Raw genomic sequence first — 25183 nt, 5'->3', positions numbered from 1 at the left:
GTGGCTCTAGCACCCACCCCCGCTAGACCTAGCACCCCCGCTAGCACCCTCCACTGTCCCTGACCAGCGCGCTAACACCTAGCGGCTGACCAGGCGAAACCCCGAAGACAACCCCAAACCCCAGGACGACACCCCTTCGCGTGGGTGCTCGCCCGGACCTCGCGCACCCATTCTTTCTTACAGAAAGTAATCATCGTCATGGCTGGATTGCCTGAGATCACGATGGCCGGCACCCTCACCTCCGACCCTGAGCTGAGCCACACCGACAAGAACGTCCCGTACGTGCGGTTCACCGTCGCCTGCAACGACCGACGCCACGACCCGAACACCGGACAGTGGGTTGACCTCGACGCGGCGTTCCTGCGCTGCACCGCCTGGCGCAACCTCGCTGAGCACATCGCTGCCAGCCTCACCAAGGGCGTTCGGGTCTTGGTGACCGGCATCCTGCGACAGCGCACGTTCGACGACGCGGACGGCCGGACCGTCACGGTGACCGATGTGGACGTGACCGAGGTTGGTGCGTCGCTGAAGTGGGCGACCGTGCGCGTCACCAAGGCCACCACTGTGGGGCGGGTGGCCTGATGAACCCCACACGTGACGCCTTGGTGGCTGCGGCCGTGGCCGCGACCGAACGCGGTTGGCACGTCTTCCCGCTGCGGGCCGGCAGCAAAGAGCCGGCCGTGCACGGTGAAGCTCGGTGCACCCGGCAGGGAGACTGCCGTGACGGGCACCGCACACCCGAACAGCGCGCGGTCGCCGCGCTCTCCGCGCGGGACCGGAACACATGGCAGGCCAAAGGATGGAACGTCGCGATCGCGACCGGTCCGTCCGGGTTGCTCGTGGTGGACCTCGACGTCCCCAAGCCCGACGACAAGCCACGCCCGGACGCGTGGAACCTGCCGGGCATCCTTGACGGGTTGGACGTGTTCGTCGCCGTCTGCGAGCAAGCCGGGCAACCGGTGCCCTGGGACACCTTCACCGTCCGCACCCCGTCCGGGGGGACGCACTTCTACTTCATTGCGCCGCACGGGGTCCAGCTCCGCAACACCGGAGGTGACCGGGGACGCGGACTCGGCTGGAAGGTCGACACCCGCGCGTGGGGCGGACACGTCGTCGCCCCAGGGTCCGTTGTGGACGGACACGCCTACCGGGTGGAGAACGACACCGATCCGCGACCGTTGCCTCAGTGGCTCTGTGAGCGCCTCACACCCACGCCCCTACCCAAAGTGCCAACCAAACCGGTTGCGCGTCTCCAGGGACGCCGGGGGGCCTTCCTAGACGCCGCTGTGCGCGGAGAGGTCGAACGAGTCACCTCCGCGACCAGTGAGCGGAACTGGGCGCTCTACCACGCGGCCGTTGCGTTGGGGCAACTGGTCGCGGGTGGCGCACTGTCCGAACAGGACGTCAGGGCAGAGCTGATCTCCGCTGCTGCCGGCCACATCGCGGCAGACGCCTACAGCGAGCGGCAGGCGCACCAGACCATCACCTCTGGCCTGCGTGCCGGAGCCAACCGCCCTCGGAGGGTCGCATGACCACGATCCCACCCAGCCTGAGCCCATGCCGCCGGCACCCCTGCTCTCGCGAACACGCCGACCTGGTGCTGACGTTCCGGTCGCTGGCCGAGGCCTGGCGTGCCGCTGCGGAGCAGGCCACTGGCGGCTACCCGACCGAACTCGCGCTGTACCGCCAGACCCACCCCGCACCGAAGTTCCGCGACTTCCTCACCCACACCCGGAGGACAGCATGAGCACCCCGCTCCGTCTGGTCGAACCGCAGCACCTGACCGGTGCCGCCCTATTGGACGCGGTGACCACGTTCCTGTCTCGGTTCATCGTGTTCCCCAACCAGCACTGCGCACCCGCTATCGCGTTGTGGTTCGCCCACACCCACGCGGCAGCACACTTCTACGTCACGCCCCGCCTGGTCATCTCCAGCGCGGAACCGGGCAGTGGCAAGACGTTGGTAATCGAGGTCGGTCAGTACCTGGTCGGCAAGCCTGAGATGGTGTTCAACGCGTCCACCTCCGCCGTGTTCCGCATGGTCGCCAGCCACGGCCCGATCACCCTCCTGTGGGACGAAGTAGACGCCATCTTCACCAGCAACGGCGGCACCAACGAAGACCTCCGCGCCATGCTCAACGCCGGCTACAAACGCACCGCCCACGTGGCGCGGTGCGTCGGTGACAGCCACAGCGTCCAACGGTTCCCGGTGTACTCGCCGGTCGCGCTGGTCGGGTTGGCCGGAGCTATGCCGGCCACGATCACCACGCGTGCGATCACCGTCCACATGCGCCGTAAGAAGCGCACCGAGAAAGCCGAGGAGTTCCGGGAGCGGATCGTGCAGCGCGACGCGGAACCGTTGCGTGAAGCGCTGTCGAACTGGATAGGCGGCATTGCCGAGACCATCGGGGAAGCCGAACCGACCATGCCGGACGGAGTGGCCAACCGGTCCCGCGAGATCTGGGAACCCCTGCTGGCCATAGCGGACGCGGCAGGCGGCCACTGGCCACAGACCGCCCGACAAGCGTGCGCCTACTTCGTGCAGCAAGCCGAACTGCAACCGGTCACCACGGGAGTGCGGCTCCTGTCCGACCTGCGGACCATCTTCGCTGAGCGGGACACCGACCGGATTTCGACCGTGGACATCCTGGCTGACCTGGTCGCGCTGGATGAGGCACCCTGGGGCGACGTCAACGGCGGACGTCCCCTCGACGCTCGACGTCTCGCGCGGGAACTGTCGCAATACCAGGTCACGCCTGCCGCATTCCGCATCGGTGGCCAAATCACCAAGGGATACGTCACCTACTCCACCAAAGACCAGGTCGGACTTACCGACGCCTGGAGCCGCTACCTGCCCACCGAAAACGACGACACCGACAACGAAACCGATGTCGAGGGGGAGTCATGGGAGCACTGAACCGGGAACTGTTCAAGGTTCCCGAAGTGATGGAACGCCTGCGGATGAGCCGGACGGTCATCTACGAACAGATGCGCAATGGTCGCCTGCGGTACGTGAAGCAGGGCCGCGCCACGCTGATCACCGAAACCGCAATCCGGAACTACGTCGCTCTGCTGGAAAGTGAATCGGAGGTGCGTTATGGCCAAACGGCGTAGTCGCGGAGACGGTGGCCTGTACTGGAGTGAGCCACGGCAGCGCTGGATTGCTGAGGTGACCATCGGCTACACCCCGGCAGGGAAACGCATCACCAGGAGCGCCAGCGGCAAAACCAAGACGGCCGCCAAGGACAAGCTCAAGGAAATGGTCCGCGACCTTGACGACGGTTTGCCGATCGCGCCGGACAACTACCACGTGAGCGACGCGGTACAGGCATGGCTGACCTTCGGTCTCAACGGCCGCGACCAAGCCACCGTCACCAACTACCGGTGCCTCGCGGACACCAACATCGTCCCCTACATCGGCAAGCGCAAGCTCCGTGAGCTGTCCGCCGACGACGTGGACAAGTGGCTTGCCGACCGGGCAAAGACACTCAGCACGCGGTCACTGCGGTTGATCCTGTCCATCCTCCGACGCTCCATCACGTTCGCGCAGGCACGGGACAAGGTGAAGCGGAACGTGGCCATGCTGTGCGAGTGCCCAACCGGGCAGGAAGGCCGACCGTCCAAGTCCCTGACCTACGACCAGGCCGACTCAGTGCTCACGGCCGCAGAAGCGGACGACTCCACCATCGGTGACTACACCGTCGTGTCGCTCCTCGGTGGCGTGCGGACCGAGGAAGCACGGCCCCTGACCTGGCCGCACGTCCACCTGCCCGACGACGGTGAGCGCACGGGCGACGATGTGGAGCTGCCGCACGTCGACGTGTTCCGGTCGGTGCGGACCGGTGGCGACACCAAGACCCGCAGGTCTCGCCGGTCGCTGGCCATCCCCCACCGTGCCGTCCGGGCGCTACGTCGGCAGCACGCCCGGCAAGCCGTGCAGCGGCAGCGCGCCGGTACGGACTGGCAGGAGAACGGCCTGGTGTTCGCCTCGCAGGTCGGTACCGAGATGGACCGGCACAACGTCCTGCGCGGGTTCCGGCGCATCCTGAAGGCTGCCGGGCTCAACCCACAGGACTGGACACCCCGTGAACTGCGGCACAGCTTCGTGTCGCTGCTCTCGGACGCCAAGGTGCCAATCGAGGTCATCTCGCGCCTGGTCGGCCACAGCGGCACGGCAGTGACCGAACGGGTCTACCGGCACCAGATCCGACCGGTGGTCGAGGAAGCGGCCACCGAGATGGACCGGATCTTCCCGGACACGGACACAGCCGCGTAGTCACTCAGTTAGTCACTCAGAGCCATCTAGAAACGAAATCAGGCCCCGTCCATTCCACAATGGACGGGGCCTGACCTGCATCTATACCGGTCGGGCTGACAGGATTTGAACCTGCGACCCCTTGACCCCCAGTCAAGTGCGCTACCAAACTGCGCCACAGCCCGGCCACACCCCCGACCTCCCGGGGTGCGTAGCTAGCTTAGCGCAGCCCCTCCCCTAGCTCTTCCGGGGGCGCTTCTCGCGCACGCGGACCGAGATGCGGACCGGCGAGCCGGTGAACCCGAAGCGCTCCCGGAACCGCCGTTCGACGAAGCGGCGGTAGCCGGCCTCGAGGAAACCGCTGGTGAACAGGACCAGCGTTGGCGGTCTGACCTGGGCCTGGGTCGCGAACAGGACCTTGGGCTGCTTGCCCGACCGGACCGGGGGCGGGGTGGCGGCGATCAGCTCGGCCAGCCAGGCGTTGAGCTGGCCGGTCGGCACGCGCTGGTCCCAGGACGCGAGCGCCGTCCGCAGCGCGGGCGCCAACTTGCGCACTGATCGGCCGGTCAGGGCCGACACGTTGATCCGCTCGGCCCAGGGCAGGCGGACCAGGCCTCGGTCAAGTTCGCGGGTCAGTTGGTCGCGGCGTTCCTCGTCTACCAGGTCCCACTTGTTGAACGCCAGCACGCACGCCCGCCCCGCTTCCACCACCATGGTCAGGACCCTGAGGTCCTGCTCGGAGATCGGCTCGGACGCGTCCAGCAGCACGATCACCACCTCGGCGGCCTCGATAGCGGCCTTCGTGCGCAGGGAGGCGTAGTACTCCATCCCACTCGCGGTCTTGACGCGCTTGCGCAGGCCCGCCGTGTCGATGAACCGCCAGGTCTCGCCGTCCAGCTCCACCAGGGAGTCCACGGGGTCCACGGTGGTGCCGGCAACCGCGTCGACGACTGCTCGGTTCTCGCCGGTCAGGCGGTTGAGCAGGCTGGACTTGCCTACGTTGGGCCTGCCCACCAGGGCCACCCGGCGGGGGCCCCGGGCACCGCCGCCGAACGACTCGCGGGGGGTCTCGGGGAGCGCCTTGAGCACGGCATCCAGCAGATCGCCGGAGTTGCGGCCGTGGAGGGCGCTCACGGGGAACGGCTCGCCCAGGCCCAGCGACCACAACGACGCCGTGTCGGCCAGCAGCCGATCATCGTCGACCTTGTTGGCGGCCAGGATGACCGGCTTGGTGGAGCGGCGCAGGACCCTGGCGGCCGCCTCGTCGGTGTTGGTGGCGCCCACTGTGGCGTCGACCACCAGGAGGACGGCGTCCGCCGTCCGCATCGCCAGCTCGGCCTGTTCGGTCACCGAGGCCTGCAGGCCCTCGGCCTTGGGATCCCAGCCGCCGGTGTCCACCACCGTGAAGCGCCGACCCGACCAGAGGGCGTCGTAGGCCACCCGGTCCCTGGTCACGCCGGGCTTGTCCTGGACCACGGCCTCCCGGCGCCCGATGATCCTGTTGACCAGCGTGGACTTGCCCACATTGGGGCGGCCGACCACGGCCAGCACCGGCTGCGGGGGCTCGCCGCCCTCCTGGTCAGGGTCGCCGAACTCATCGTCGACGACGGTCCACTCGGACTCCTCGGCCCAGGTGCCATCCAGCTCAGTCATGTCCGTCATTTCTCATCACACAGCGGCGGCGCGCTGCTCGTCCAACTCACGCACCAGGTCGGCCAGGCGCTTGCGGATGTCCTCGGTCGCCGCCACCAGACCCGCCCTGCCCCGGGTAACCTCCAGGGCGAAGGGCTCGCCGACCAGCACGTCCAGCTTAGGGCGGAACCGTCGGCCGCTCCCCGGCGGCCGCAGCGTGCCCCGCGTGGCCACCGGCAGCACGACCGCACCGCTCGCCCGGACCAGCCACGCGGCGCCCTGCTCCGCACGGGCCACGTCACCCGAACCGCGGGTCCCCTCCGGAAAGACGCCGACCAGCGCCCCGTCACGCAGCAGGCGGACCGCCGTGGACAGCGCCGCCCGGTCAGGCGTCCCGCGGGCGACCCAGACCTGGCCGATCAGGGTCAGACCCCGACCCATCAGGCCGCTCGACAGCTCCTTCTTCACCAGGAACACCGAACGCCGCGGGAGCATTCCGAAGATCACCTGCGGCTCGATCAGCGAGCTGTGGTTCGCGACCAGCACCACCGGCCCGGTCCGGGGCACCCGGTCCAACCCGCGCACCCGCAGCCGGAACACCGGGCGGTACAGCCAGCGACCGATCCACCGGGCCACGTCGTGCAGCCACGGAAGAGCACCCTCGGGCAGGTTCGTCGTCACCAGCGGCCGCGGCTCGCCGCGACTCCGCGCAGCCCGCGTTCGTCGACCAGGTCCAGGATCCGCTCGAGCACACCCGCGATGTCCAGATCGGTGGTGTCCAACCAGACCGCGTCCTCCGCGGCCTGCAACGGAGAGGCCGCACGCGAGGAGTCCAGGCCGTCCCGACGCTCCACATCGGCCCTGGTGGCGTCCAAGCTGGACACCCGTCCCTCGGCGGCGTCCTGGTTGGTGCGGCGCAGCGCCCGCGCGTCGGTCGAGGCCGTGAGGAACACCTTCAGCGGGGAGTCCGGGGCGATCGCCGTCCCGATGTCCCGTCCCTCCACGACGATCCCGCCCCGCGTGGAGCAGGCCTCCTCGATGATCCGCCACTGGTGCAGCTTCAACAGCTCACGCACGCGCGGCACGGCCGACACCGCCGACACGGCCAGCGTCACCGCGTTCCCGCGGATCTCCGCGTTCACGTCCTCATCGCCCAACCGCGTGTCCTGGTCGAGTGGGTCGGTGCTCACCCGCAGGTCGACGTCCTCCACGAACCGGGCCACCGCCGCCGCGTCCGCGGGGTCCACGCCGGCGCGCAGGACGGCCAGGGTGACGGCGCGGAACATCGCGCCGGTGTCGAGGTACCCCGCGCTGAGCTGGGCGGCCAGGCGGCGGGCGACCGTCGACTTCCCGGTGCCCGAAGGGCCGTCAAGCGCGATGACCCCACGCAGTTCGCCCTCAACCACCGCAGGCCTCCTCGTCCAATCCGCCTGTACCCATTGTGCCTGGTGTGCTCCGAGCATGAGCGATCAGGACCCGGTACCTGGTAATTGGTGAACCGCCAACACCCCTCGAACAGCGGAACGGCGTCCTCCCCGCGCGTCCTAGCATCCGAGCGAGGGCACTAACGGGAGGTAATCATGATCAGACGCACAGTCATCACCCTGCTCGCGTTCGCGATGGCTCTGGTCGCCGCGGGGACCGCTTCGATCACCACGGCGCCGGTGGCCTCCGCGGACGTCGGCGTGGCTGCCGTCACCATCACCTACAGCGACAGCCAGGCAGGAGAGTTCGCCGACGAGGTCGCCCAGGGCGTGGCCATCTGGAACGCCGCGGTGACCAACGTCCAGATCGTACGGGCAGCTCCGGGCGCCCGCGCCGACGTGCGGGTCATCGCGGACAACGGCTGGCCGCGCGCGACGCTCGGGCCGGTCCGTCCCGGTGGTAGCGGCACCGTCTGGATGGGCCGCCAGGCCGTGAACCAGGGCTACTCGGTGGTCCGGATCGCCTCACACGAGTTCGGCCACATCCTCGGACTGCTCGACGTGAAGCCCGGCCCCTGCTCCAGCCTGATGTCCGGTAGTTCGGCGGGTGTCTCCTGCGCCAACCCCAACCCGAACACGGCCGAGCGCAACCGCGTGCAGAACAACTACCGCAGCGGTGCCATCGCGACGCTGCCCGACACCGGGAAGGTCGTCACCGGCTGACGGAGGCCACCGAGCCGAGCGTGGCGATCGCCTGCTCGAGCTGACTGTCCGACAGGTACGGGGCGGGGCCGAACCTCAGGTACTCGCCCCGACTGTCGGTCAGCACGCCACGCTCGGCCAGCCGCTCCCGCAGCTCCGCCGCCCGCGGCGACTCCAGCGCGAGGAACCCGCCGTAGGACTCGCGCGGCGCCGAGCGGTCCCGGGAGACCACCGACGGCGACAGGTCGAGCTCATCGAACCGCTTGGCCAGCAACGAGGTCTGGTGCAACGAGACCGAACGCAGAAACGACGGCGTCAGCTCCAGCTCAGCGAAGAAGTCCAGTACCGCCGCCGCCCGGTAGTGGCTGGTCGGGTCGTAGGTGGACCCGGCGAACCGGCTCCCGCCCGAGGCGTAGGGCACCCGCTCGGGTGCCTGCTCCGCGAGATCGGTGAACTCGGCGAACCAGCCGGTCACCAGTGGACGGAGGGTGGCGGCGTGCGGGGGCAGCCGAAGGAAGCAGTTCCCCTCCCCCAGCTGCAGGTACTTGTAGCCCCCGCCGGTGACCCACGCCGACTCCAGCCCCTGGTCCGGCACTGACATCGGCACGACGCCCAGTGCGTGGTAGGCGTCGACGAGCAGCTCGGCGCCAACCCTCGCACACGCCTCGGCGAGCACGCGGAGGTTCGGCACGATCCGTGCGTTGCCGAACAGCACGGCCGACACGGCCACCGCGGCCGTCGTGTCGTCCACCTGGGCCGCCATCCGCTCGGCGAGCGTGTCGGCCGGGGACGCGGGCAGGCGCACGACCTCCACCCCCTCCTCCCCGAGCCGCGTGAGCTGGCGCCGCAGGGTGTGGAACTCGCCGTCCGAGGTCACCAGCCGCGGTCGCCCGCGCAGGTTCAGCGCGGACAGGAACCGGACCACGAGCTCGTGGGTGGACGTGCCGAGGGCGATGTCGGCGGACGGGTCGTCGAGCAGCGCACGGAACCCGGCACGCACCCGGTCGGCCTTGGCGAACGCCAGCTCCCACTTGCCGTCCACAGCCTCCGCCGCGTCGGTGAACGCCTCGACCTGGCCGCGCAACGCCACGTCGGGCCACGCCTGGTGCGAGTGGCCGGTCAGCAGCAGCCGCTCCCCCACCCGGAACCTGCTGTAGTGCGAGGCCAACGCGTTCGGTGAGCGACGCAGAGCCTCTACTGTGGTCACAGCTCGCTCCGCACGGCCCACAGGTCGGGGAACGTGGCGTTGAACAGGGTCGAGCGCAGGTAGGCCGCCCCGGCCGAGCCACCGGTACCCGGCTTGCTTCCGATCGTGCGCTCGACCATCTTCACGTGCCGATAGCGCCATTCCTGCATGCCCTCGTCCAGGTCGACGAGCAGGTCGGCCACTGTAGACGGACCAGCGTCGTCCTTGTACACCTGGACGAGGATGTGCTGCACCTCCTCGGACGGCTCCCACGGCTCGCGCACGTCCCGCTCGAGGTGCTCGGCCGGCACGGCGTACCCGGTGCCGGCCAGGTAGTGCAGGAACGAGTCGAAGAGGGCCGGGCGGGACATAGCCGCACCGATCCGCTCCCGCGCATCACTCCCCTTGGGGTAGTGCTGGAATGCCCGCTTGTCCCGGCGGCCGAGCACCGCCTCGAGCTCGCGGAACTGTCCGGACTGGAACCCGCTGGAGGCCTCGAGCCTGGCCCGGAAGCTGGTGAACTGGCGCGGGGTCATGGTTTCCAGCACGTCGATCTGCGCGACGACGACCTTGAGGATCGTCAACGCCCGACGCAGCGTGCGCACCGCCCGCGCGGTGTCGGACTTCTCCAGCATGCGCTGCAGGTGCGCGAGCTCGTGCAGCAGCTGCTTGAACCACAGCTCGTAGACCTGGTGGATGACGATGAACAACAGCTCGTCGTGCTCGTCGGAGCGTGGCCGCTGGGCAGCGAGAACCTCGTCCAACGCCAGGTAGGACGTGTAGGTCAGGGCTGCCTGCTCGTCGGCCATGGGATCGGTCATGCTCACCTCGTCGATGTCGCGCTGTCGAAGTAACGCCCGGCGCGCTCGGCGAGCACCGGGTACAGCTCGTGGAACAGGGCGAGGGCGGCCGCTCGGTGCGGCGGGGCCGGCACGAGGGCGACCGGCAGCTCGGGGTCGAAGAACGGGAAGTCGCGGAAGGTGTGCACCAGCCGCGTGCACAGCAGCAACGCCTCCCGGCCATCGCGCAGGCTTGCCCGGTGCGGGCCGAACGTCGCCACGAACCCGCGGTAGCGCTCGGCCAGCTCGGCGAGGTCCCACACCCGGGAGACCAGCTCGGCGAAGTCGAGCGAGGTGGCGGGGCGTCCGAGCAGCACGCCCGCGTACTCGCTCACCTCGTGCTCGGCAAGCAGCTTCGCCACCTCCTGCTCCCGGTCGTGCGGAGCGAGCCAGGTGCCGTCCTGGACGGGACCGAAGCCGAGGAACCGCAGCCGGCGGACCAGCCGGGTGCGGGCGAGCTTGCGCTCCTCGGGGATCCAGTGCCAGAGCACGGTCCAGGTGGTCTCCTCGCGTGGCGCGCTGCCGAGGGTGAAGATCCGCCGGTCGCCCTCGGCGAGCACGGCGACGCTGCGCGCGGTGAGCGCGTAGTGCACGTGCCGGCCGTCGCGGGTGCGCGCGAGCAGGTCGCGGGACACCAGGCGGTTGAGCGCCACCCGGGCGGCGCCGGCGGAGAAGCCGAACTCGCCCAGCACCCGGACCAGCCCACCGGACCACACCTCGGCCGTCTCCCGAGGCCGCAGGTACGAGCCGAGCAGCGTCAGCACCAGGTCCTGCGGTGCCGGCTCGAAGCCGCTCAGCAGGTCGGACATGACACCGAGCATAGTTGACGCCTCAGTTCGGTCAACCGTAATGTGTCCGGGGTGAAGGTCGGCATCGGGTTGCCCAACACGGTTCCCGGAACCTCCGGCGCGCTGCTCGTGGAGTGGGCCCGGCGCGCCGACACCGGCCCGTTCGCCACCGTCGCGGTGCTCGACCGGTTGGTCTACGACAGCATCGAGCCGTTCGCCGCGCTGTCCGCCGCCGCGGCGGTCACCTCCCGCGTCCGGCTGGCGACCAACATCGCGATCGGACCGCTGCGCGCCCCCGCCGTGCTGGCCAAGCAGGCCCTCGCGGTCGATGCGCTCTCCGACGGGCGCTTCACGCTCGGGCTGGGGGTCGGCGCCCGGCGCGACGACTACGAGGCGGCCGGGGTCGACCGGCGCACCCGCGGTGCCGTGCTGTCCGAGCAGCTCGCGTTCCTGCGCGGCCGGCTCGACGCGTCCGGGATCGGTCCGGCCCGGCCGCCGGTCGAGCTGCTGGTGGGGGGCTCGAGCGGGGCCGCGTTCGCCAGGATGGCCCGGTACGCCGACGGGTACGCCCACGGCGGCGGTCCGCCCCGCGCGTTCGGCTCCGCGGCCGCGCGGGCCAGGGCCGCCTGGCGCGACCTGGACCGCCCTGGCGACCCGCGGCTGTGGGGGCAGGGCTACCTCGCCCTCGGCGACCCGGACCGGGGCCGTGCCTACCTGCGTGACTACTACGCCTTCACCGGCCCGTTCGCCGAGAAGATCGCCGCCGGCGCCCTCACCTCGGCGCGCGCGGTGAAGGACTTCGTCCGCGGCTACGAGGCGGAGGGCTGCGACGAGCTGATCCTCTACCCGACCGTGGCCGACCTCGACGACCTGGACCGGCTGGCCGAGGCGGTGGGCTAGTGCGGGTCACAGTGGTCGGGGCCGGGCCATCAGGGCTGTACCTGGCGATCCTGTTGAAGAAGGCCGACCCCGGCCACGAGATCACCGTCCTCGAGCGCAACGCCCCGGACGCGACGTTCGGCTGGGGTGTCGTGTTCTCCGAGGAGACCCTCGGCGCCCTGCGCGACGCGGACTACCCGAGCTACCTGGAGATCACCGACTCGTTCGCCCGCTGGACCTCGATCGACATCCGCTACCGGGGGCGGGTGCTCCGCTCGTCGGGGCACACCTTCTCGGCGATCAGGCGGACCCACCTGCTGGACATCCTGCAGCGGCGCGCCCGCTCGCTCGGGGTCTCGCTGCGGTTCGGCGTCGAGGTGTCCCCCGCCGAACTGTCCACAGCAGACCAGGTTGACCTGGTTGTCGCCGCCGACGGGGCGAACAGCACCCTACGGCGCACAGGGTCGTTCGGAACGAGCTCGACGCCGCAGGGGTGCAAGTACGTGTGGTTCGGCACCGACCTGGTGTTGGACGCGTTCACGTTCATCTTCGCCCCGACCGACGCCGGCTTGTTCCAGGTGCACGCCTACCCCTTCGACGAGCACACCAGCACGTTCATCGTCGAGACGACCGAGGCGACCTGGCGCCGCGCCGGGCTGGACCAGATGTCCGAAGAGGACAGCATGGCGTTCTGCGCGGAGCTGTTCGCACGGGACCTCGCGGGCCACCGACTGATGTCGAACCGCTCGATCTGGCTGGACTTCCCGCTCGTGCGCAACACGCACTGGCACGGCAGGACCGAGGTCGGGAACGTCGTACTGCTCGGCGACGCGGCTCACACCGCGCACTTCTCCATCGGCTCCGGCACGAAGCTCGCGATGGAGGACGCCATCGCGCTGGCCAACAGTTTCGTCCGGCAGCCGGGAGACCTCGAGGCCGCGCTGGTCGACTACGAGCTCGAACGCCAGCCGGTGGTCGAGCGGTTCCAGCAGGCCGCCGGGGACAGCGCGGCCTACTTCGGACGGGTCGAGAGCTACCTGGGACTCGCCCCGATCCAGTTCGCGTTCAACCTGCTGACCCGCAGCGGGCGGATCAGCCACGCCAACCTCACCCAGCGGGATCCGCAACTCGTCCGGGTGCTGGACGCGTGGTTCGCCGCGGACGCGGCCGGGACCGACCGGATCCGGCCTGGTGAGGTGGCCGCGCCGCCGATGTTCGCGCCGCTTCGCCTCGGCGGGCTCACCGTCCGCAACCGTTTCGTCCGCGCCGGAGGCGACCCCGTCGCGGCGGCCGGGACCGGCGCCGGCCTGGTACTGACCGGCTTCGTGGCTGTGTCCGAGGACGGGCGCACGACGCCGAGCTGCCCGCTGCTGGACGAGTCCTGGGCGCCGCTCGTGGAGCGGGTGCACGCGGCCGGTGCGCTCGCCGGCGTCCGGCTGGGACACGCCGGCCGGCGCGGCGCCGTCCGCGAGTCCGGTGTGGACGTGCCGCTGCGCGAGGGGTGGCCGCTGCTGTCGGCCTCACCGCTGCCCTACGCGCCGTTCTGCGCGGTACCGGCGGAGATGACCGAGGCGGACATGGACCGGGTGCGCGCGGAGTTCGTCGCAGCGGCCGAACGCGCGGCCGTAGCCGGGTTCGACGTGCTCGAGCTGGACCTGGCCGACGGATACCTGCTGGCCAGCTTCCTCTCACCGCTGTCCAACCGGCGTACCGACGTGCACGGCGCCGAGCGGACACGGTTCCCGCTCTCGGTCGTGGACGCGGTGCGCGCGGTGTGGCCCGCCGACCGGGTGCTCGCCGCCCGGCTCACCGCCACCGACTGGGCGCCGGGCGGGCTGACCGTGGCCGACGGCGTCGAACACGCCAGGGTCGTGGCGGCGCATGGAATCGACCTGGTGCACGTACGCGCCGGGCACAGCAGCGCCGCCTCGCGCCCGGAGTACCGGCGCGGTTACCTGACCGCGCTGTCCGACCGGATCCGCACCGAGGCCGGCGTCCCCACCCTGGTCGGCGGCTACCTGACCACCCCGGACGAGGTGAACACCGCCCTGGCCGCCGGCCGGGCGGACCTGTGCCTGTTCGATCCGCCCCCAACCCCGCTGGAGGCGTCGCTGTGAAACACCTTCTGGCAACCTCCGCAACTGCCGCCTCAGGGGAACGTGACGCAACCCAGCCACAAGTACGTGCCGAAGTCGCACCTGGGCAGCCCGAGGCGACCAACAGTCCGAATTCCGGGGAGGCAGACCAGCGCGCCTTTGCGGAGCTGACCTCGCCCCAGGTGGCCGAGCTCCTTGCCGGCCCCCGGGTGCCGGTCCTGCTGCTGCCGGTCGGCGCGGTCGAGCCGCACGGCCCACACGCCCCGCTGGGCACCGACGAGATGATCTCCACCGGGATGTGCGCGCGGGCCGCCGCCAGGTTGGCCGACGACCCGGCGCTGCGCGTGCTCGTCCTGCCGGCCCTGGGCTATGGCGTCACCGAGTTCGCCGCGGGCTTCCCCGGCGGTGTCTCGATCACGCCGGAGACGCTGCGTGGGCTCGTCGTCGACGTGTGCCGCTCCCTGACCGCCCAGGGGCTCGACCGGATCGTGGTGGTGAACAACCACTTCGAGCCCGCGCACGTCGCGGCGCTCCGGGCGGCGACGGCGACGGCCGGGGTGGCCTACCTCGACCTGGTCCGCCGCCGCAACGCCGAGCGGCTTACCGAGGAGTTCCGGTCGGGCTCGTGCCACGCGGGCCGCTACGAGACCTCGCTCATCCTGGCCGAGCGGCCCGACCTCGTCGACCAGCACGTGCTGCCCACCCTGCCCGAGGTGACCGTCGACCTGCCCGCGGCGATGGCGGCGGGCGGTTCGAGCTTCACCGAGCTGGGCATGGACCGCGCCTACTGCGGGGCGCCGGCGGCCGCGACGGCCGACGAGGGAACGTCCACCTTCGACACTCTGACCGAGCTGCTCGTCGAGCTGGTACGGGAAGTGGGGCGCGGCTGATGCGGTACGAGGACCTGCCGGAGCGGCTCAACGTCGCCGAGTACTTCATCGACCGCAACCTCGAGGAGGGACGCGGCGACCGGACGGCCCTGCTGACGGCGCACGGCGCGCACACCTATGCCGACCTCGCCGACCGGGTGCGGGGCATCGCCCATGCCCTGCTGTCGGTCGGTGTCCGTCGCGGTGACCGCGTACTGCTCGCGCTCTCCGACGGCGTCGAGTTCGTCGCCACTTGGTACGCCGCCCAGCGCATCGGCGCGGTCACCGCCGAGGTCTACACGTTCCTGCCGGTCAAGGACTACGAGTACTTCCTCGGCTACGTCCGACCGGCGGCCGTCGTCGCCGACGAGGTCACGCTGGAGCGGATGCGCGAGGCGGCCGGCGACCGGTTCCGGCTGCTGGTGGTCGGGCCGGCCGAGCTGCGGTCCGGCGAGATCGACCTGGCGCAGCGTGCGGCATCGGCACCCGACCGGGTCGACCCGGCACCAACGAGCCGGGACGACGTGGTGATCTGGAAGTTCACGACCGGGAGTACCGGGGCGCCCAAGGCATGTGTGCACCCGGTGGCGAGCCCGGTTCTGAGCCACCACAACTACGCCCGCCGGGTGCTCGACATCGTCGAGGAGGACGTCGTTCTCCCGGTGCCCAAGCTGTTCTTCGGCTACGCCCGCGACCTGGCAGCGCTGTTCCCGTTCGGGGTCGGCGGTGCGGGTATCGGGTTTCCGGAGCGCACGACCGTGGAGCGGATCTTCGAGCTGGTGGCCCGGTACCGCCCCACGATCCTGGTCAACGTGCCGACGATGATGAGCGCGATGGTCGCCCACCCGCGGGCGTCCGAACAGGACCTGAGCTGTCTGCGGGTGTGCACCTCCGCCGGTGAGGCGCTGCCCGCCGAGCTGCACGCGAGGTGGGACGCGACGTTCGGCGTCGAGGTGGTCGACGGAATCGGCTCCTCGGAGGCATACCACATCTACGTGTCGAACCGGCCGGGCACCGGACGCCGGGGCACCTGCGGGCAGGCCGTCCCCGGCTACCTCGCGCGTGTGGTCGGCGAGACCGGCCTCGAGGTGCCCGACGGGGAGGTCGGCACGCTGGAGGTCACCGGCGGGACTGTCGCGAGGGAGTACTTCGGGGACGCGGAGAAGTCGGCGGCGACCTTCCGCGGCGACACGGTCCGCACCGGCGACCTGTTCAGCCGGGACACCGACGGGTACTTCACCTACCGCGGCCGCGCGGACGACCTGCTGAAGGTCGGCGGGATCTGGGTGGCGCCCGGTGAGATCGAGCACTGCGTACTCGGCCACCCCGACGTGCTCGAGTGCGGCGTGGCCGGGCACGAGACCGACGGGCTGGTGCGTACCCGGGCCTTCGTCGTGCTGCGCGAGGGCGCCGTGGTCTCCGCCGAGGAGCTGCGCGAGTTCGTCGGCTCCCGGCTGTCCGGGCACAAACGTCCACACGAGATCGAGTTCGTCGCCGAGCTGCCACGCACGACCAACGGCAAGCTGGACCGGCGAGCCCTGCGGGAGCTGCGGTGAGCCGCCTGGTCGTGGTGACCGGGGGCACCAAGGGCATCGGTGCCGCCGTCGCACAGCGGTTCACCGATCTGGGCGACCGGGTCGTGGCGCTCAACCGGGAGGACCTCGACGTCACCGACGAGGACGCCGTGGGTGCCGTACTCGGCACGATCCCGGTGGACGTGCTGGTCAACAACGCCGGCATCGCCGACAGCGCACCCGTGCACCGGACCGACACGGCTTCCTGGCAGGCGCAGCTCGAGGTGAACGCGACCGGCGCGTTCCTGTGCACCCGCGCGGTCCTGCCGGGCATGCGCGAGCGGGACCGCGGCCGGATCGTCACGGTCGCCTCGACGGCCGGCCGGGTCGGCGCGCCCTACACGGCAGCCTATTCGGCCTCCAAGCACGCCGCGCTCGGGCTGATGCGTGCGGTGGCCGCGGAGGTCGCGGGCACCGGTGTGACGGCCAACGCCGTCTGCCCCGCGTTCGTGCGGACCGACATGACCGCCCGCAGCGTGGCTCGCGTCGCCGAGACCACCGGCCGGTCCACCGTGGACAGCGAGGCCTCGCTGGCCGCGCTGTCCCCGCTGGGCCGGCTGCTGGAGCCGGAGGAGGTCGCGTTCGCCGTCGCGTTCCTGGCCGCACCCGAAGCGGGTGCGATCAACGGACAGGCGATCGTCCTGGATGGAGGAGGTATCCAAGCATGAGCCCGTTCAGGGCATCGCCGGGTTTCACGCAGGCCTGGCACCACTTCGACCTGGAGGTCGCCGACGGCGTCGCCACGGTCACGCTGAACCGGCCGGACAAGCTGAACGCGCTCACCTTCGACGTCTACGCCGACCTGCGCGACCTGCTGGCCGAGCTGCCTCACCGCGGCGACGTGCGCGTCCTCGTGCTCACCGGGCGGGGCCGCGGCTTCTGCTCGGGCGGGGACGTCGAGGAGATCATCGGCGAGCTGCGCGCGATGGCACCCGCCCAGCTGCTCGAGTTCACCAGGATGACCGGTGCGGTGGTCAAGGCGTTGCGGGAGTGCCCGCTGCCGGTGATCGCGTCGGTCAACGGGGTCGCCGCCGGGGCCGGCTCCGTGATCGCGTTGGCCAGCGACTTCCGGCTGCTCGGCGAGTCGGCGTCGTTCGCGTTCCTGTTCACCAAGGTGGGCCTGGCCGGCGCGGACATGGGCTCGGCCTACCTGCTCCCCCGGCTCGTCGGGCTCGGCCGGGCGACCGAGCTGCTGGTCCTGGGCGACCGGGTGGACGCCGCGTACGCGGACCGGATCGGGCTGGCGACGAAGGTGGTACCCGACGAGGAGCTCGCGGAGACGACCGCCGCGCTGGCCGCGCGGCTGGCGCAGGGCCCCGCGCTCGCCTACTCCACGACCAAGGTGCTGCTGACCCGGGAGCTGGACATGGACCTCGGCAGCTCGATCGAGCTGGAGGCGATGACCCAGGCACTGCTGATGCGCAGCGACGACCACGCGGAGTTCTTCGCCGCCTGGTCGGCAGGACGACGTCCACAGTGGAGCGGCCGGTGAACGAGATCGTGAACGCCCCCGGCCTCGCCGAACCGGTCGGCTTCGCCCACGCAGTGGTGGCCGGTCCTGGACGCACCGTCTACCTGGGCGGGCAGACCGCGCAGGGACCCGACGGCCGGATCGTCGGGAGCACGGTCGTCGAGCAGTTCGACGTCGCCGCCGGCAACGTCGTCACCGCGCTCGCCGCCGCCGGCGGGACGCCGGACCAGCTGGTGCGCATGGTGATCTACACGACCGCCGTACCCGAGTACAAGGCCTCGCTCGCCGAGCTGGCCCCGGTCTGGCGCAAGCACTTCGGCCGGTACTACCCCGCCGTCGCGCTGCTCGGCGTCGCCGCGCTGTTCGACGAGGAAGCCCTGGTCGAGCTGGTGGGCACGGCGGTGGTCCCGGGATGAGCCTGCTCGAACGCACGGTGGAGATCGCCCGGCGGCTGCGACCGGTGGCCGACTCCGGGGAGCCGGGCACGGTCAACCACGCGCTGCTGCGCGCGCTGGGCGAGGAGGGCCTGCTCGGCGAGATCTTCCGCCGGGCCGACGACGGCTACGTACCGACCTCGGCCACCACGCTGTGCCTGGTCCGCGAGGGCCTCGCCCGGCAGTGCACGGAGGCGGAGACCGCGTTCGCCCTGCAGGGCCTCGGCGCCTACCCCATCCTGCTCGCCGGTACTGCCTCCACTGTGGACGAATGGCTGCCGCGGATCGCCGCCGGCGAGGTCGCTGTCGGCTTCGCCCTGACCGAGCCGGGCGCCGGCTCGGACGTCGCTTCCCTCGCCCTGCGCGCGGAACCGGACGGCGACGGCTGGCGGCTCACCGGCGAGAAGGCGTTCATCTCCAACGCGCCGGACGCCGCGGTGTACTCCGTGTTCGCCCGCACCGCCGACCGCGGCTCCCGCGGCATCACCGCGTTCGCGGTTGCGGGCACGGCACCCGGGCTGACCGGCACCCGACAGGAGCTGGTCTCGCCGCACCCCATCGGCCGGCTGCGGTTCGACGGGGTCCACGTGCCCGCCTCGGCCGTGCTCGGCGAGGTCGACGCCGGGTGGACGGTCGCCATGCGCACGCTGGACATGTTCCGCCCGAGCGTCGGCGCGTTCGCCGTGGGCATGGCCCAGGCCGCACTCGACGCGGCGGTCGCCCACACCGCCGACCGCCGGGCCTTCGGGCGGCCGCTGCGCGAGTTTCAGGCGGTGAGCCACCAGCTGGCCGAGGTCGCGACCCGGCTGCACGCCGCCCGCCTGCTGGTCCACGACGCGGCGCAGGCCTACGACGACGCGACCCGCACGGGAACCGGGCGCACCGGGCACCTGTCGGCCATGGCGAAGCTGTTCGCCACCGAGACCGCCCAGCAGGCGGTGGACGTCGCGATCCAGGTGCACGGCGCCCGCGCGTTGGAGCGGGGCCACCTGCTCGAGCACCTCTACCGGGAGGTCCGCGCACCGCGCATCTACGAGGGGGCGAGTGAGATCCAGCGGGAGATCATCGCCCGCCACCTCTACCGCTGAGGCTCGCCCTCGAGGGGGTCTCCCGGCGCCTGGACCGGCGTCACGCGTTCGCGCTCCACGCGGATCTCGTGCTGGGGTTGGACCGCGATCGGGTGCCAGATCTCGTCCACCGCGCTCATCGCGGCGCTGGCTATCCCCCGCCGCTTGGCCCGGGCGGCGAGCTTCACCAGGCCGACCAGCACCAGCGTGTAGAGCGCCGCGCACGCGAGGAAGGTCAGAACGACGGCCACGCCACCACCCTACCTCGTTTGGTAACGTTCTGTCTCCAGAAACATAGTGTTACCGAGTGAGGGTCATGGAACGGCTGACGCGTACCGAGCAGCAGCGGCGCACCCACGAGCGGTTGCTGGAGGCGGGGCGGACGGTGCTCCTGCGGCGCGGCTTCCTCGCCGCGACCGTCGAGGAGATCGCCGCCGAGGCCGGCTACACCCGTGGTGCGGTCTACAAGCACTTCGGCGGCAAGGAAGGGCTCTGGCTCTCGGCCATCGAGGCCCGCTCACAGGCCCACCTGCGGTTGCTGGAGGAGGCGCTCGGGCGCGCGGCGAGCCGGGAGGACCTCGTCGCCGCGCTGACCCCGAACGGACCGGTCGACGACGAGGACGCCGCGCGCTGGAGCCGGACGGCGGCGGAGTTCATGGCCGCGGTGGCGGGCCAGCCGGAGACGGCCGCCGCCGCGGTCGCCGCACAGCGCGGCCACGAGCAGGAGATCGTGGCGGTGCTGGAGCGCACCTGCTCCCGGCTGGGCATCGAGCCCGCGCTGCCGCTCTCGCGCGTGGTCGTGGTGCTGGCCGCGCTGGGCGGGAGCCTGACCCTGCGCCGCGGGGTGGACCCGGAGATCGACGTGCCGGGCATCGTGGCCGAGGTCCTCGCCGTCGTCTTCCCCGACCCGGGAGGCGCGGGGTGAGCGTCCTCCGCGCCGGACCACCGCGTGCGGTGGGACCGCGCGAAGCTCCGCACCCTGCTCCGGTACTTCGCCGTCGCCGCGCGCAGACCCCGTGACGCCCAGGCCGCCGGCGAGCAGCTGCTCGCGGTGTTCCGCATCGTCGGCTCCCGGGTTCACCCGCCGGAGGAGGACTGGGTCCGCGACGTCGCCCACCGGGCGTTCCCGGACCGGACGGACTTCGCCGCCGCCCGGCGCCAGGCGGCGGCCGTCCGCTCGGCCGGCGACCGGCGCGCCGAGCTGTCCAGGATCACGGCGCCGACGCTCGTCCTCACCGGTGAGGACGACCCCGTCCAACCGGTGCGGGCGGGGCGGGCCACCGCCGAGGCCATCCCCGGGGCCAGGTTCGTCACGGTCCCGGGGATGGGTCACGACCTGCCTCGCGCGCTCTGGCCGACGCTCGTCGGGCACATCGACGCGGTGGCCGGAAGCGGGCGGTAGCGAGACGCGGAACACGCCGTGGGCACGGCCGCGGGGAAGAAAACCGCCGTTCCGGTCGTTTACGCTGACATGGTGAACGTCGAGGTGACCCCCCTTCCCGGGATTGGCACGCGCCAGGACTTCGTGTCCCGTGCCGGGCGACGAATCGGTGTCATCACCTACCGGGACGGTCGCTTCGAGCTGATCATCTCCCGTGAGGACGACCCGGACGCCTGTACCGCGTCGATCCCGCTGTCTCCGGACGAGGCCGGCGCGCTCGCGGGCCTGCTCGGCGCCCCGCAGCTGGTGGCGGAGCTGTCCAGGGAGAACAACGGGTTGACCGGTGTCCACACCAAGCAGCTGCCGCTGGTGCACGGATCCCCCTTCGACGGTCGCACGCTCGGCGACACCCAGCTGCGCTCCCGCACCGCGGTGTCCGTGGTGGCCGTGGTGCGCGCGGGAACCGTCCACCCCTCACCCCGTCCGGACTTCGTGCTCGGCGGCGGTGACGCCCTGATCACGGTCGGCACCAACGAAGGGCTGGCCAAGGCGGCCGACCTCATCGACCGCGGGTAGCGGCGCGTGCACGAAACATCGATCGCACTGGTCGAGCTGGGTGCGATCTTCTTCGGTCTCGGCGTGTTGGGCCGGATCGCCTGGAAGATCGGCATCTCCCCGATCCCGTTCTACCTCCTCGGCGGTCTCGCCTTCGGTCACGGCGGCATCCTGCCTCTGGAGGGCATCGAGCAGTTCGCCACGCTCGGCGGCGAGATCGGCGTGATCCTGCTGCTCCTGCTGCTCGGCCTGGAGTACTCGGCCGCCGAGCTGGTCACCGGCCTGCGCAAGTCCTACCTGGCCGGTGTGGTCGACCTGGTGCTGAACGCGCTGCCGGGGGTCGCGGTGGCGCTGATGCTGGGCTGGGGGCCGGTGGGCGCGCTGGTGATGGGCGGGGTCACCTACATCTCCTCGTCCGGCATCATCGCCAAGGTTCTCGGCGACCTGGGTCGGCTGGGCAACCGCGAGACCCCGGTCGTGCTCTCGATCCTCGTGTTCGAGGACCTGGCGATGGCCGTCTACCTGCCGATCCTCACCGGTGTACTCGCCGGCGCGACGCTGCTCGGCGGGTTGAGCGCCACCGGGATCTCGCTGGTCGTGGTGACGCTGGTGCTGGTCCTCGCGCTGCGCTTCGGCCGGTACGTGTCGGCCATCGTGGACAGTCAGAGCCCTGAGGTGTTCCTGCTGCGCGTGCTGGGAGCGGCACTGCTCGTCGCCGGCGTCGCCCAGCAGCTCCAGGTCTCGGCGGCGGTCGGCGCGTTCCTGTTGGGAATCGCGATCTCAGGGTCGACCGCCGAGAACGCCACCCGGATGCTCGAGCCGCTGCGGGACCTGTTCGCGGCGATGTTCTTCGTGGTGTTCGGGCTGAACACGGATCCGGCGACGATGCCGCCGGTACTGGGTGCGGCGTTCGGGCTCGCCGCGGTCACGACGATCACGAAGGTGGCCACCGGCTGGTGGGCCGCGAAGCGGCAGGGGATCGCCAGGATGGGGCGGGCGCGGGCGGGCGCGGCGCTCGTGGCGCGGGGCGAGTTCTCCATCGTCATCGCGGGCCTCGCGGTCTCGGCGAACGCGGTGGAGGCCGAGCTGGCCGCCCTTGCGACGGCCTATGTGCTGATCATGGCGGTGTCCGGGCCGCTGGCCGCCCGCGTGGTCGAGCCGGTGATGCGGCTGGCCTCGGCCCGGCTACGGCCGGCTGCCGCGTAACTCGGCCAGGAGCAGCCCGCTGCGCGGCTTCGGGGTGAAGTACGTGCTCTTGCGCGGCATACGCTCGCCGGCAGCGTGGACGGCGAGGACGTCGGCGAGCGGAACGGGGGCGAGCAGGAGGACAGCGTCCGCATCGGACGGTGGTTCCCGCCCGTCGGGGAGCGGTCGGACGTTCGGTCCCTCGGGGTCGACACCCAACGCCCGGCGGACCAGCACCTCCTCCACGAGCGCGTGGTCCTCACCGCCCGCCGGTAACTCCACCCGCAGTGTCGCCTCCGGACAGCGCACGACGACCGTGCCGGTGTGCGTCGGCCTCTCGGCGGAGGGGGTCTCGGCGACCGACAGCCCGATGCGCCGCCAGGCCTCGGCGAGTGCGGCCGCGGTCAGCCCGGTGCCGACGAGCACCCGGTGGAACGCGCCGACCCGCAGCGCCGGTCCGGCGGTGACGAGCGCGAGCAGCCCGGTCAACCGGGCGGTGGCCGCAGCGGCGACGCGGTGGTTGCCGTCAGCGACCATCAACGGGTGCGCGCCGGCCTCGGCGAGCACGGTCTCCCGCCGCGGGCCCGGTCCCAGCAGCCACAACCGGTGCCGGCGACCTCCGCTGTCCACTGTGGAGACCACCGGCTCCTCCCCCGCGACGGCGGCACGCACGGCCGCGGTCAGCGTGTCCCGCTCGGCGACCGGGACGAGCATCGCCGCGCTGGTGGCATAGCCAAGGCCGGCGAGCACCCGCGCCCGCTCGGCGACGATCTCCGGGTAGACCTGCTCACTGTGCCGAACCCGCACCAGCCCGTCGGCGTCGACGGCCGCCGGGTCGACCAGGCAGAGCAGCCCGCAGGCCGTCCCGTCCGGACCGTCCACCTCGTACGGCGCGACGACGTCGGTGACGGCGCGGTAGGCGGTGTGCAACAGCACCGACAGGGTGGATCGGGCGTGCGGCAGCGCGTCGAGCAGCCCGAGGCCCTGCTCGATGGCAGGCGGTGTCCGGTGCGGGTGCTGGACGGCGAGCAGCGTGCCCTCGTGGCGGCGGTGCAGGGCGGCGACGACCCGGTCGGGCTCGGCGAACTCGTCGACGTCCGGTCCGGGCACCTCCTCGCGCACGACCCAGCCCCGCTCGACGGGTCGGATCCAGGACATCACAGGTCGACGGCCGCGAACAGCGAGCCGACCTCCGGTCGGGTGAGCGCGCGCAGCGAGCCCGGGCGCTGGTTGCCGAGGCGAACCTCGGCGATCTGGGTGCGGACCAGCTTGCGCACGGGGTGGCCGACCTCCGCGAGCAGCCGCCGCACGATGTGGTTGCGGCCCTCGTGCAGCACGACCTCCACGAGCGTGCGCCCGCCGCTGGAGTCCACGACCCGGAACCCGTCCACCTGGACCGGACCGTCGTCGAGCATGATGCCCTCGCGGAGCTCGCGGCCGACCGTACGGCCGATCTGGCCGGACACCTCGGCGAGGTAGGTCTTGCGGACCACGAAGGACGGGTGCATGAGCCGGTGGGCCAGCTCGCCGTCGTTGGTGAGCAGCAGCAGTCCCTCGGTGTCCGCGTCCAGCCGGCCGACGTGGAACAGCCGTTCGCCGCGGTCGCGCACGTAGTCGCCGACGCATTTCCGCCCGCGGTCGTCGGACATCGTCGAGTGCACCCCGCGGGGCTTGTTGAACGCCAGGTAGGTGAGGTCGGCGCGGACGACGACGCGCACCCCGTCGACGTGGATGACGACGTTGTCGGGGTCCACGCGGCGCCCGAACTCGGTCACCACCCGGCCGTCCACGCTCACCCGACCCTCGGCGATCAGCTCCTCGGCGGCGCGCCGGGACGCGATCCCCGCCTGGGCGAGGACCTTCTGCAGCCGGATTCCCTCGTCAGACGTCATCGATGGAGTCGACCTCCGGCAGCAGCGGTGCGATCGGCGGCAGGTCGTCCAAGGAGGACAGTCCCAGCCGCTCGAGGAACAGTTCGGTCGTACGGTAGAGGAAGCCGCCGGTCTCGGTGTCGGTGCCGGTCTCCTCGACGAGCCCGCGGGCCAGCAGGGTGCGGATGACGCCGTCGCAGTTGACCCCGCGCACGGCAGCGACCCGGGCGCGGGTCACCGGCTGGCGGTAGGCGATCACGGCGAGCGTCTCGAGGGCGGCCCGGGTGAGCTTGGCGCGCTGGCCACCGAGCAGCAGCTTCTCGACGTAGGGGGCGTAGCGGTCGCGGGTGTAGAAGCGCCAGCCGCCGCCCGCGTGGCGCAGGTCCAGGCCGCGCCCGCGCTCGGCGTACTCCGCGGCCATCCGCAGCACCGTCTCCCGCACCCGGGCGACGGTGGTGTCGGTGGCCCCGGCGAGCGCCTCCTCCTCCACCGGCGAGTCGACGACGAGCAGCAGGGCCTCGAGGGTGTTCTCCAGCTCCTCGTCGGTCAGCTCCGGCAGCTCCTCCTCGGCGCCTTCGGCCTGGTCGGCGGCTGGATCGGCTGGCTCGGAGACCGTGTCGGGTGCTTCCCCGACGACCTCGGTGGGCGGGTCGGCGTCGGCGGGCGCCAAATCGGACTCGGTGGCGGGCACGTCGGACTCGACGGCGGCGTCCTCGCCAGGCTCTACCAGATCAGTTCCGGGCACCACGGTCTCGACGGCGGCAGCCTCACCGGACTCCACCACCTCGGTCGGCGGATCCGCGTCGGCAGGCTCGTCCGCGTCCACCTCGGTGACGGGCGCCTCGGGCTCGAGATCGGCGCCCTCGCTCGGCTCCGCCACCTCGGTGGGCAGGTCCGCGTCGGCAGGCTCGCGCGTGCCCACCACCTCGGTGACGCGCGCCTCGGGCTCCAGGCCAGCGCCCTCGCCCGAATCCAC

At 71.5% G+C, this 25183-nt stretch carries 29 protein-coding genes and 1 tRNA gene; 19 read left to right on the top strand and 11 right to left on the bottom strand.

Going from position 1 to position 25183, the window contains the following annotated elements; translation table 11 throughout:
• The first annotated feature begins 198 nt into the window (after positions 1–198).
• The 6 genes from ssb to BU204_RS29925 are packed head-to-tail and all read left to right on the top strand — an operon-like array spanning position 199 to position 4275.
• The gene (ssb, locus tag BU204_RS29945) at positions 199–582 is read left to right on the top strand and encodes a single-stranded DNA-binding protein (RefSeq protein ID WP_075129132.1); all 384 of its coding nucleotides are present in this window, start codon (positions 199–201) and stop codon (positions 580–582) included.
• Between the two features lie 35 nt (positions 583–617).
• Complete coding sequence (locus BU204_RS29940; RefSeq protein WP_233160741.1) at positions 618–1532, top strand: bifunctional DNA primase/polymerase; 915 nt, start codon at positions 618–620, stop codon at positions 1530–1532.
• Complete coding sequence (locus BU204_RS40950; RefSeq protein ID WP_198943039.1) at positions 1529–1747, top strand: hypothetical protein; 219 nt, start codon at positions 1529–1531, stop codon at positions 1745–1747. The genes BU204_RS29940 and BU204_RS40950 overlap by 4 nt, the downstream gene beginning before the upstream one ends.
• The gene (locus BU204_RS29935; protein ID WP_075129130.1) at positions 1744–2916 is read left to right on the top strand and encodes a DUF3631 domain-containing protein; all 1173 of its coding nucleotides are present in this window, start codon (positions 1744–1746) and stop codon (positions 2914–2916) included. Before BU204_RS40950 ends, BU204_RS29935 begins: the two co-directional genes overlap by 4 nt.
• Complete coding sequence (locus BU204_RS29930; protein ID WP_075129129.1) at positions 2904–3113, top strand: helix-turn-helix domain-containing protein; 210 nt, start codon at positions 2904–2906, stop codon at positions 3111–3113. Before BU204_RS29935 ends, BU204_RS29930 begins: the two co-directional genes overlap by 13 nt.
• A gap of 55 nt (positions 3114–3168) precedes the next feature.
• Positions 3169–4275 carry a site-specific integrase gene (locus tag BU204_RS29925; protein WP_233160739.1) on the top strand — a complete coding sequence of 369 codons (1107 nt, stop codon included), beginning with the start codon at positions 3169–3171 and terminating at the stop codon, positions 4273–4275.
• 90 nt (positions 4276–4365) lie between these two features.
• Here the strand turns inward: BU204_RS29925 and BU204_RS29920 are convergent.
• From BU204_RS29920 to cmk, 4 genes are all read right to left on the bottom strand, one after another.
• Positions 4366–4439, bottom strand: a tRNA-Pro gene (locus BU204_RS29920).
• A 52-nt stretch (positions 4440–4491) separates the two neighbouring features.
• Entirely contained in the window at positions 4492–5907 is a 1416-nt protein-coding gene (der, locus tag BU204_RS29915; protein WP_075129149.1) for a ribosome biogenesis GTPase Der, read from the bottom strand.
• 15 nt (positions 5908–5922) lie between these two features.
• Positions 5923–6570, bottom strand: a complete 648-nt coding sequence (locus tag BU204_RS29910) for a lysophospholipid acyltransferase family protein (protein WP_075129148.1) — start codon at positions 6568–6570, stop codon at positions 5923–5925.
• Positions 6564–7292 carry a (d)CMP kinase gene (cmk, locus tag BU204_RS29905; protein WP_075129127.1) on the bottom strand — a complete coding sequence of 243 codons (729 nt, stop codon included), beginning with the start codon at positions 7290–7292 and terminating at the stop codon, positions 6564–6566. Before cmk ends, BU204_RS29910 begins: the two co-directional genes overlap by 7 nt.
• 174 nt (positions 7293–7466) lie before the next feature.
• Here cmk and BU204_RS29900 point away from each other — a divergent pair, with 174 nt between their 5' ends.
• The gene (locus BU204_RS29900; protein ID WP_075129126.1) at positions 7467–8033 is read left to right on the top strand and encodes a snapalysin family zinc-dependent metalloprotease; all 567 of its coding nucleotides are present in this window, start codon (positions 7467–7469) and stop codon (positions 8031–8033) included.
• Here the strand turns inward: BU204_RS29900 and BU204_RS29895 are convergent.
• Genes BU204_RS29895 through BU204_RS29885 form a run of 3 tightly spaced genes read right to left on the bottom strand, consistent with a single transcriptional unit; the run spans position 8023 to position 10846 of the window.
• Positions 8023–9219, bottom strand: a complete 1197-nt coding sequence (locus BU204_RS29895) for a kynureninase/PvdN C-terminal domain-containing protein (RefSeq protein WP_075129125.1) — start codon at positions 9217–9219, stop codon at positions 8023–8025. The two genes, BU204_RS29900 and BU204_RS29895, sit on opposite strands and share 11 nt — an antisense overlap.
• Positions 9216–10007, bottom strand: a complete 792-nt coding sequence (locus tag BU204_RS29890; RefSeq protein WP_143229855.1) for a tryptophan 2,3-dioxygenase — start codon at positions 10005–10007, stop codon at positions 9216–9218. Before BU204_RS29890 ends, BU204_RS29895 begins: the two co-directional genes overlap by 4 nt.
• A 14-nt stretch (positions 10008–10021) precedes the next feature.
• A complete protein-coding gene (locus BU204_RS29885) occupies positions 10022–10846 on the bottom strand; it encodes a PaaX family transcriptional regulator (RefSeq protein ID WP_143229849.1) in 825 nt (274 codons plus the stop codon).
• Positions 10847–10897: 51 nt separating this feature from the next.
• Here BU204_RS29885 and BU204_RS29880 point away from each other — a divergent pair, with 51 nt between their 5' ends.
• The 8 genes from BU204_RS29880 to BU204_RS29845 all read left to right on the top strand — a co-directional run bounded on the left by BU204_RS29880 (position 10898) and on the right by BU204_RS29845 (position 19236).
• Positions 10898–11725, top strand: a complete 828-nt coding sequence (locus BU204_RS29880) for an LLM class flavin-dependent oxidoreductase (RefSeq protein WP_075129123.1) — start codon at positions 10898–10900, stop codon at positions 11723–11725.
• Positions 11725–13821: an oxidoreductase gene (locus tag BU204_RS29875; RefSeq protein ID WP_075129122.1), complete on the top strand. Its 2097-nt coding sequence runs from the start codon at positions 11725–11727 to the stop codon at positions 13819–13821. The genes BU204_RS29880 and BU204_RS29875 overlap by 1 nt, the downstream gene beginning before the upstream one ends.
• A 146-nt stretch (positions 13822–13967) precedes the next feature.
• Positions 13968–14690: a creatininase family protein gene (locus BU204_RS29870; protein ID WP_075129146.1), complete on the top strand. Its 723-nt coding sequence runs from the start codon at positions 13968–13970 to the stop codon at positions 14688–14690.
• Complete coding sequence (locus BU204_RS29865) at positions 14690–16225, top strand: benzoate-CoA ligase family protein (RefSeq protein ID WP_143229848.1); 1536 nt, start codon at positions 14690–14692, stop codon at positions 16223–16225. The genes BU204_RS29870 and BU204_RS29865 overlap by 1 nt, the downstream gene beginning before the upstream one ends.
• Complete coding sequence (locus BU204_RS29860; protein ID WP_075129121.1) at positions 16222–16911, top strand: SDR family NAD(P)-dependent oxidoreductase; 690 nt, start codon at positions 16222–16224, stop codon at positions 16909–16911. The genes BU204_RS29865 and BU204_RS29860 overlap by 4 nt, the downstream gene beginning before the upstream one ends.
• A complete protein-coding gene (locus BU204_RS29855; protein WP_075129120.1) occupies positions 16908–17735 on the top strand; it encodes an enoyl-CoA hydratase family protein in 828 nt (275 codons plus the stop codon). The genes BU204_RS29860 and BU204_RS29855 overlap by 4 nt, the downstream gene beginning before the upstream one ends.
• On the top strand, positions 17732–18130 hold the full coding sequence (locus BU204_RS29850; RefSeq protein WP_233160737.1) for a RidA family protein: 399 nt from the start codon (positions 17732–17734) through the stop codon (positions 18128–18130). The genes BU204_RS29855 and BU204_RS29850 overlap by 4 nt, the downstream gene beginning before the upstream one ends.
• Positions 18127–19236 carry an acyl-CoA dehydrogenase family protein gene (locus BU204_RS29845; protein WP_075129118.1) on the top strand — a complete coding sequence of 370 codons (1110 nt, stop codon included), beginning with the start codon at positions 18127–18129 and terminating at the stop codon, positions 19234–19236. The genes BU204_RS29850 and BU204_RS29845 overlap by 4 nt, the downstream gene beginning before the upstream one ends.
• On the opposite strand, the gene BU204_RS29840 is transcribed toward BU204_RS29845, so the two are convergent.
• Positions 19227–19466, bottom strand: coding sequence for a hypothetical protein (locus tag BU204_RS29840; protein ID WP_075129117.1), 240 nt, complete (start codon positions 19464–19466; stop codon positions 19227–19229). The two genes, BU204_RS29845 and BU204_RS29840, sit on opposite strands and share 10 nt — an antisense overlap.
• Before the next feature lie 65 nt (positions 19467–19531).
• Between BU204_RS29840 and BU204_RS29835 the strand changes: the two genes are divergently transcribed.
• The 4 genes from BU204_RS29835 (at position 19532) to BU204_RS29820 (ending at position 22357) form a co-directional block, all read left to right on the top strand.
• Entirely contained in the window at positions 19532–20140 is a 609-nt protein-coding gene (locus BU204_RS29835) for a TetR/AcrR family transcriptional regulator (protein ID WP_075129116.1), read from the top strand.
• Between the two features lie 24 nt (positions 20141–20164).
• On the top strand, positions 20165–20617 hold the full coding sequence (locus BU204_RS29830; RefSeq protein WP_075129115.1) for an alpha/beta fold hydrolase: 453 nt from the start codon (positions 20165–20167) through the stop codon (positions 20615–20617).
• A gap of 72 nt (positions 20618–20689) precedes the next feature.
• A complete protein-coding gene (locus tag BU204_RS29825) occupies positions 20690–21172 on the top strand; it encodes a cation:proton antiporter regulatory subunit (RefSeq protein ID WP_075129144.1) in 483 nt (160 codons plus the stop codon).
• Positions 21173–21178: 6 nt separating this feature from the next.
• Positions 21179–22357: a cation:proton antiporter gene (locus tag BU204_RS29820; protein ID WP_075129114.1), complete on the top strand. Its 1179-nt coding sequence runs from the start codon at positions 21179–21181 to the stop codon at positions 22355–22357.
• On the opposite strand, the gene BU204_RS29815 is transcribed toward BU204_RS29820, so the two are convergent.
• From BU204_RS29815 to scpB, 3 genes are read right to left on the bottom strand one after another with little or no spacing between them, the layout of a single operon-like run.
• Entirely contained in the window at positions 22337–23494 is a 1158-nt protein-coding gene (locus tag BU204_RS29815) for a DUF1015 family protein (protein WP_075129113.1), read from the bottom strand. The genes BU204_RS29820 and BU204_RS29815 overlap by 21 nt on opposite strands.
• Entirely contained in the window at positions 23494–24228 is a 735-nt protein-coding gene (locus tag BU204_RS29810) for a pseudouridine synthase (protein ID WP_075129112.1), read from the bottom strand. The genes BU204_RS29815 and BU204_RS29810 overlap by 1 nt, the downstream gene beginning before the upstream one ends.
• The gene (scpB, locus tag BU204_RS29805) at positions 24218–25159 is read right to left on the bottom strand and encodes an SMC-Scp complex subunit ScpB (RefSeq protein ID WP_408608061.1); all 942 of its coding nucleotides are present in this window, start codon (positions 25157–25159) and stop codon (positions 24218–24220) included. The genes BU204_RS29810 and scpB overlap by 11 nt, the downstream gene beginning before the upstream one ends.
• Between the last annotated feature and the right edge of the window lie 24 nt (positions 25160–25183).

It is taken from the genome of Actinophytocola xanthii, assembly GCF_001921205.1.
Classification (GTDB): domain Bacteria; phylum Actinomycetota; class Actinomycetes; order Mycobacteriales; family Pseudonocardiaceae; genus Actinophytocola; species Actinophytocola xanthii.
Note: the sequence above shows the minus strand (reverse complement) of the source record. Positions and strands in the feature narration are given on the sequence as shown.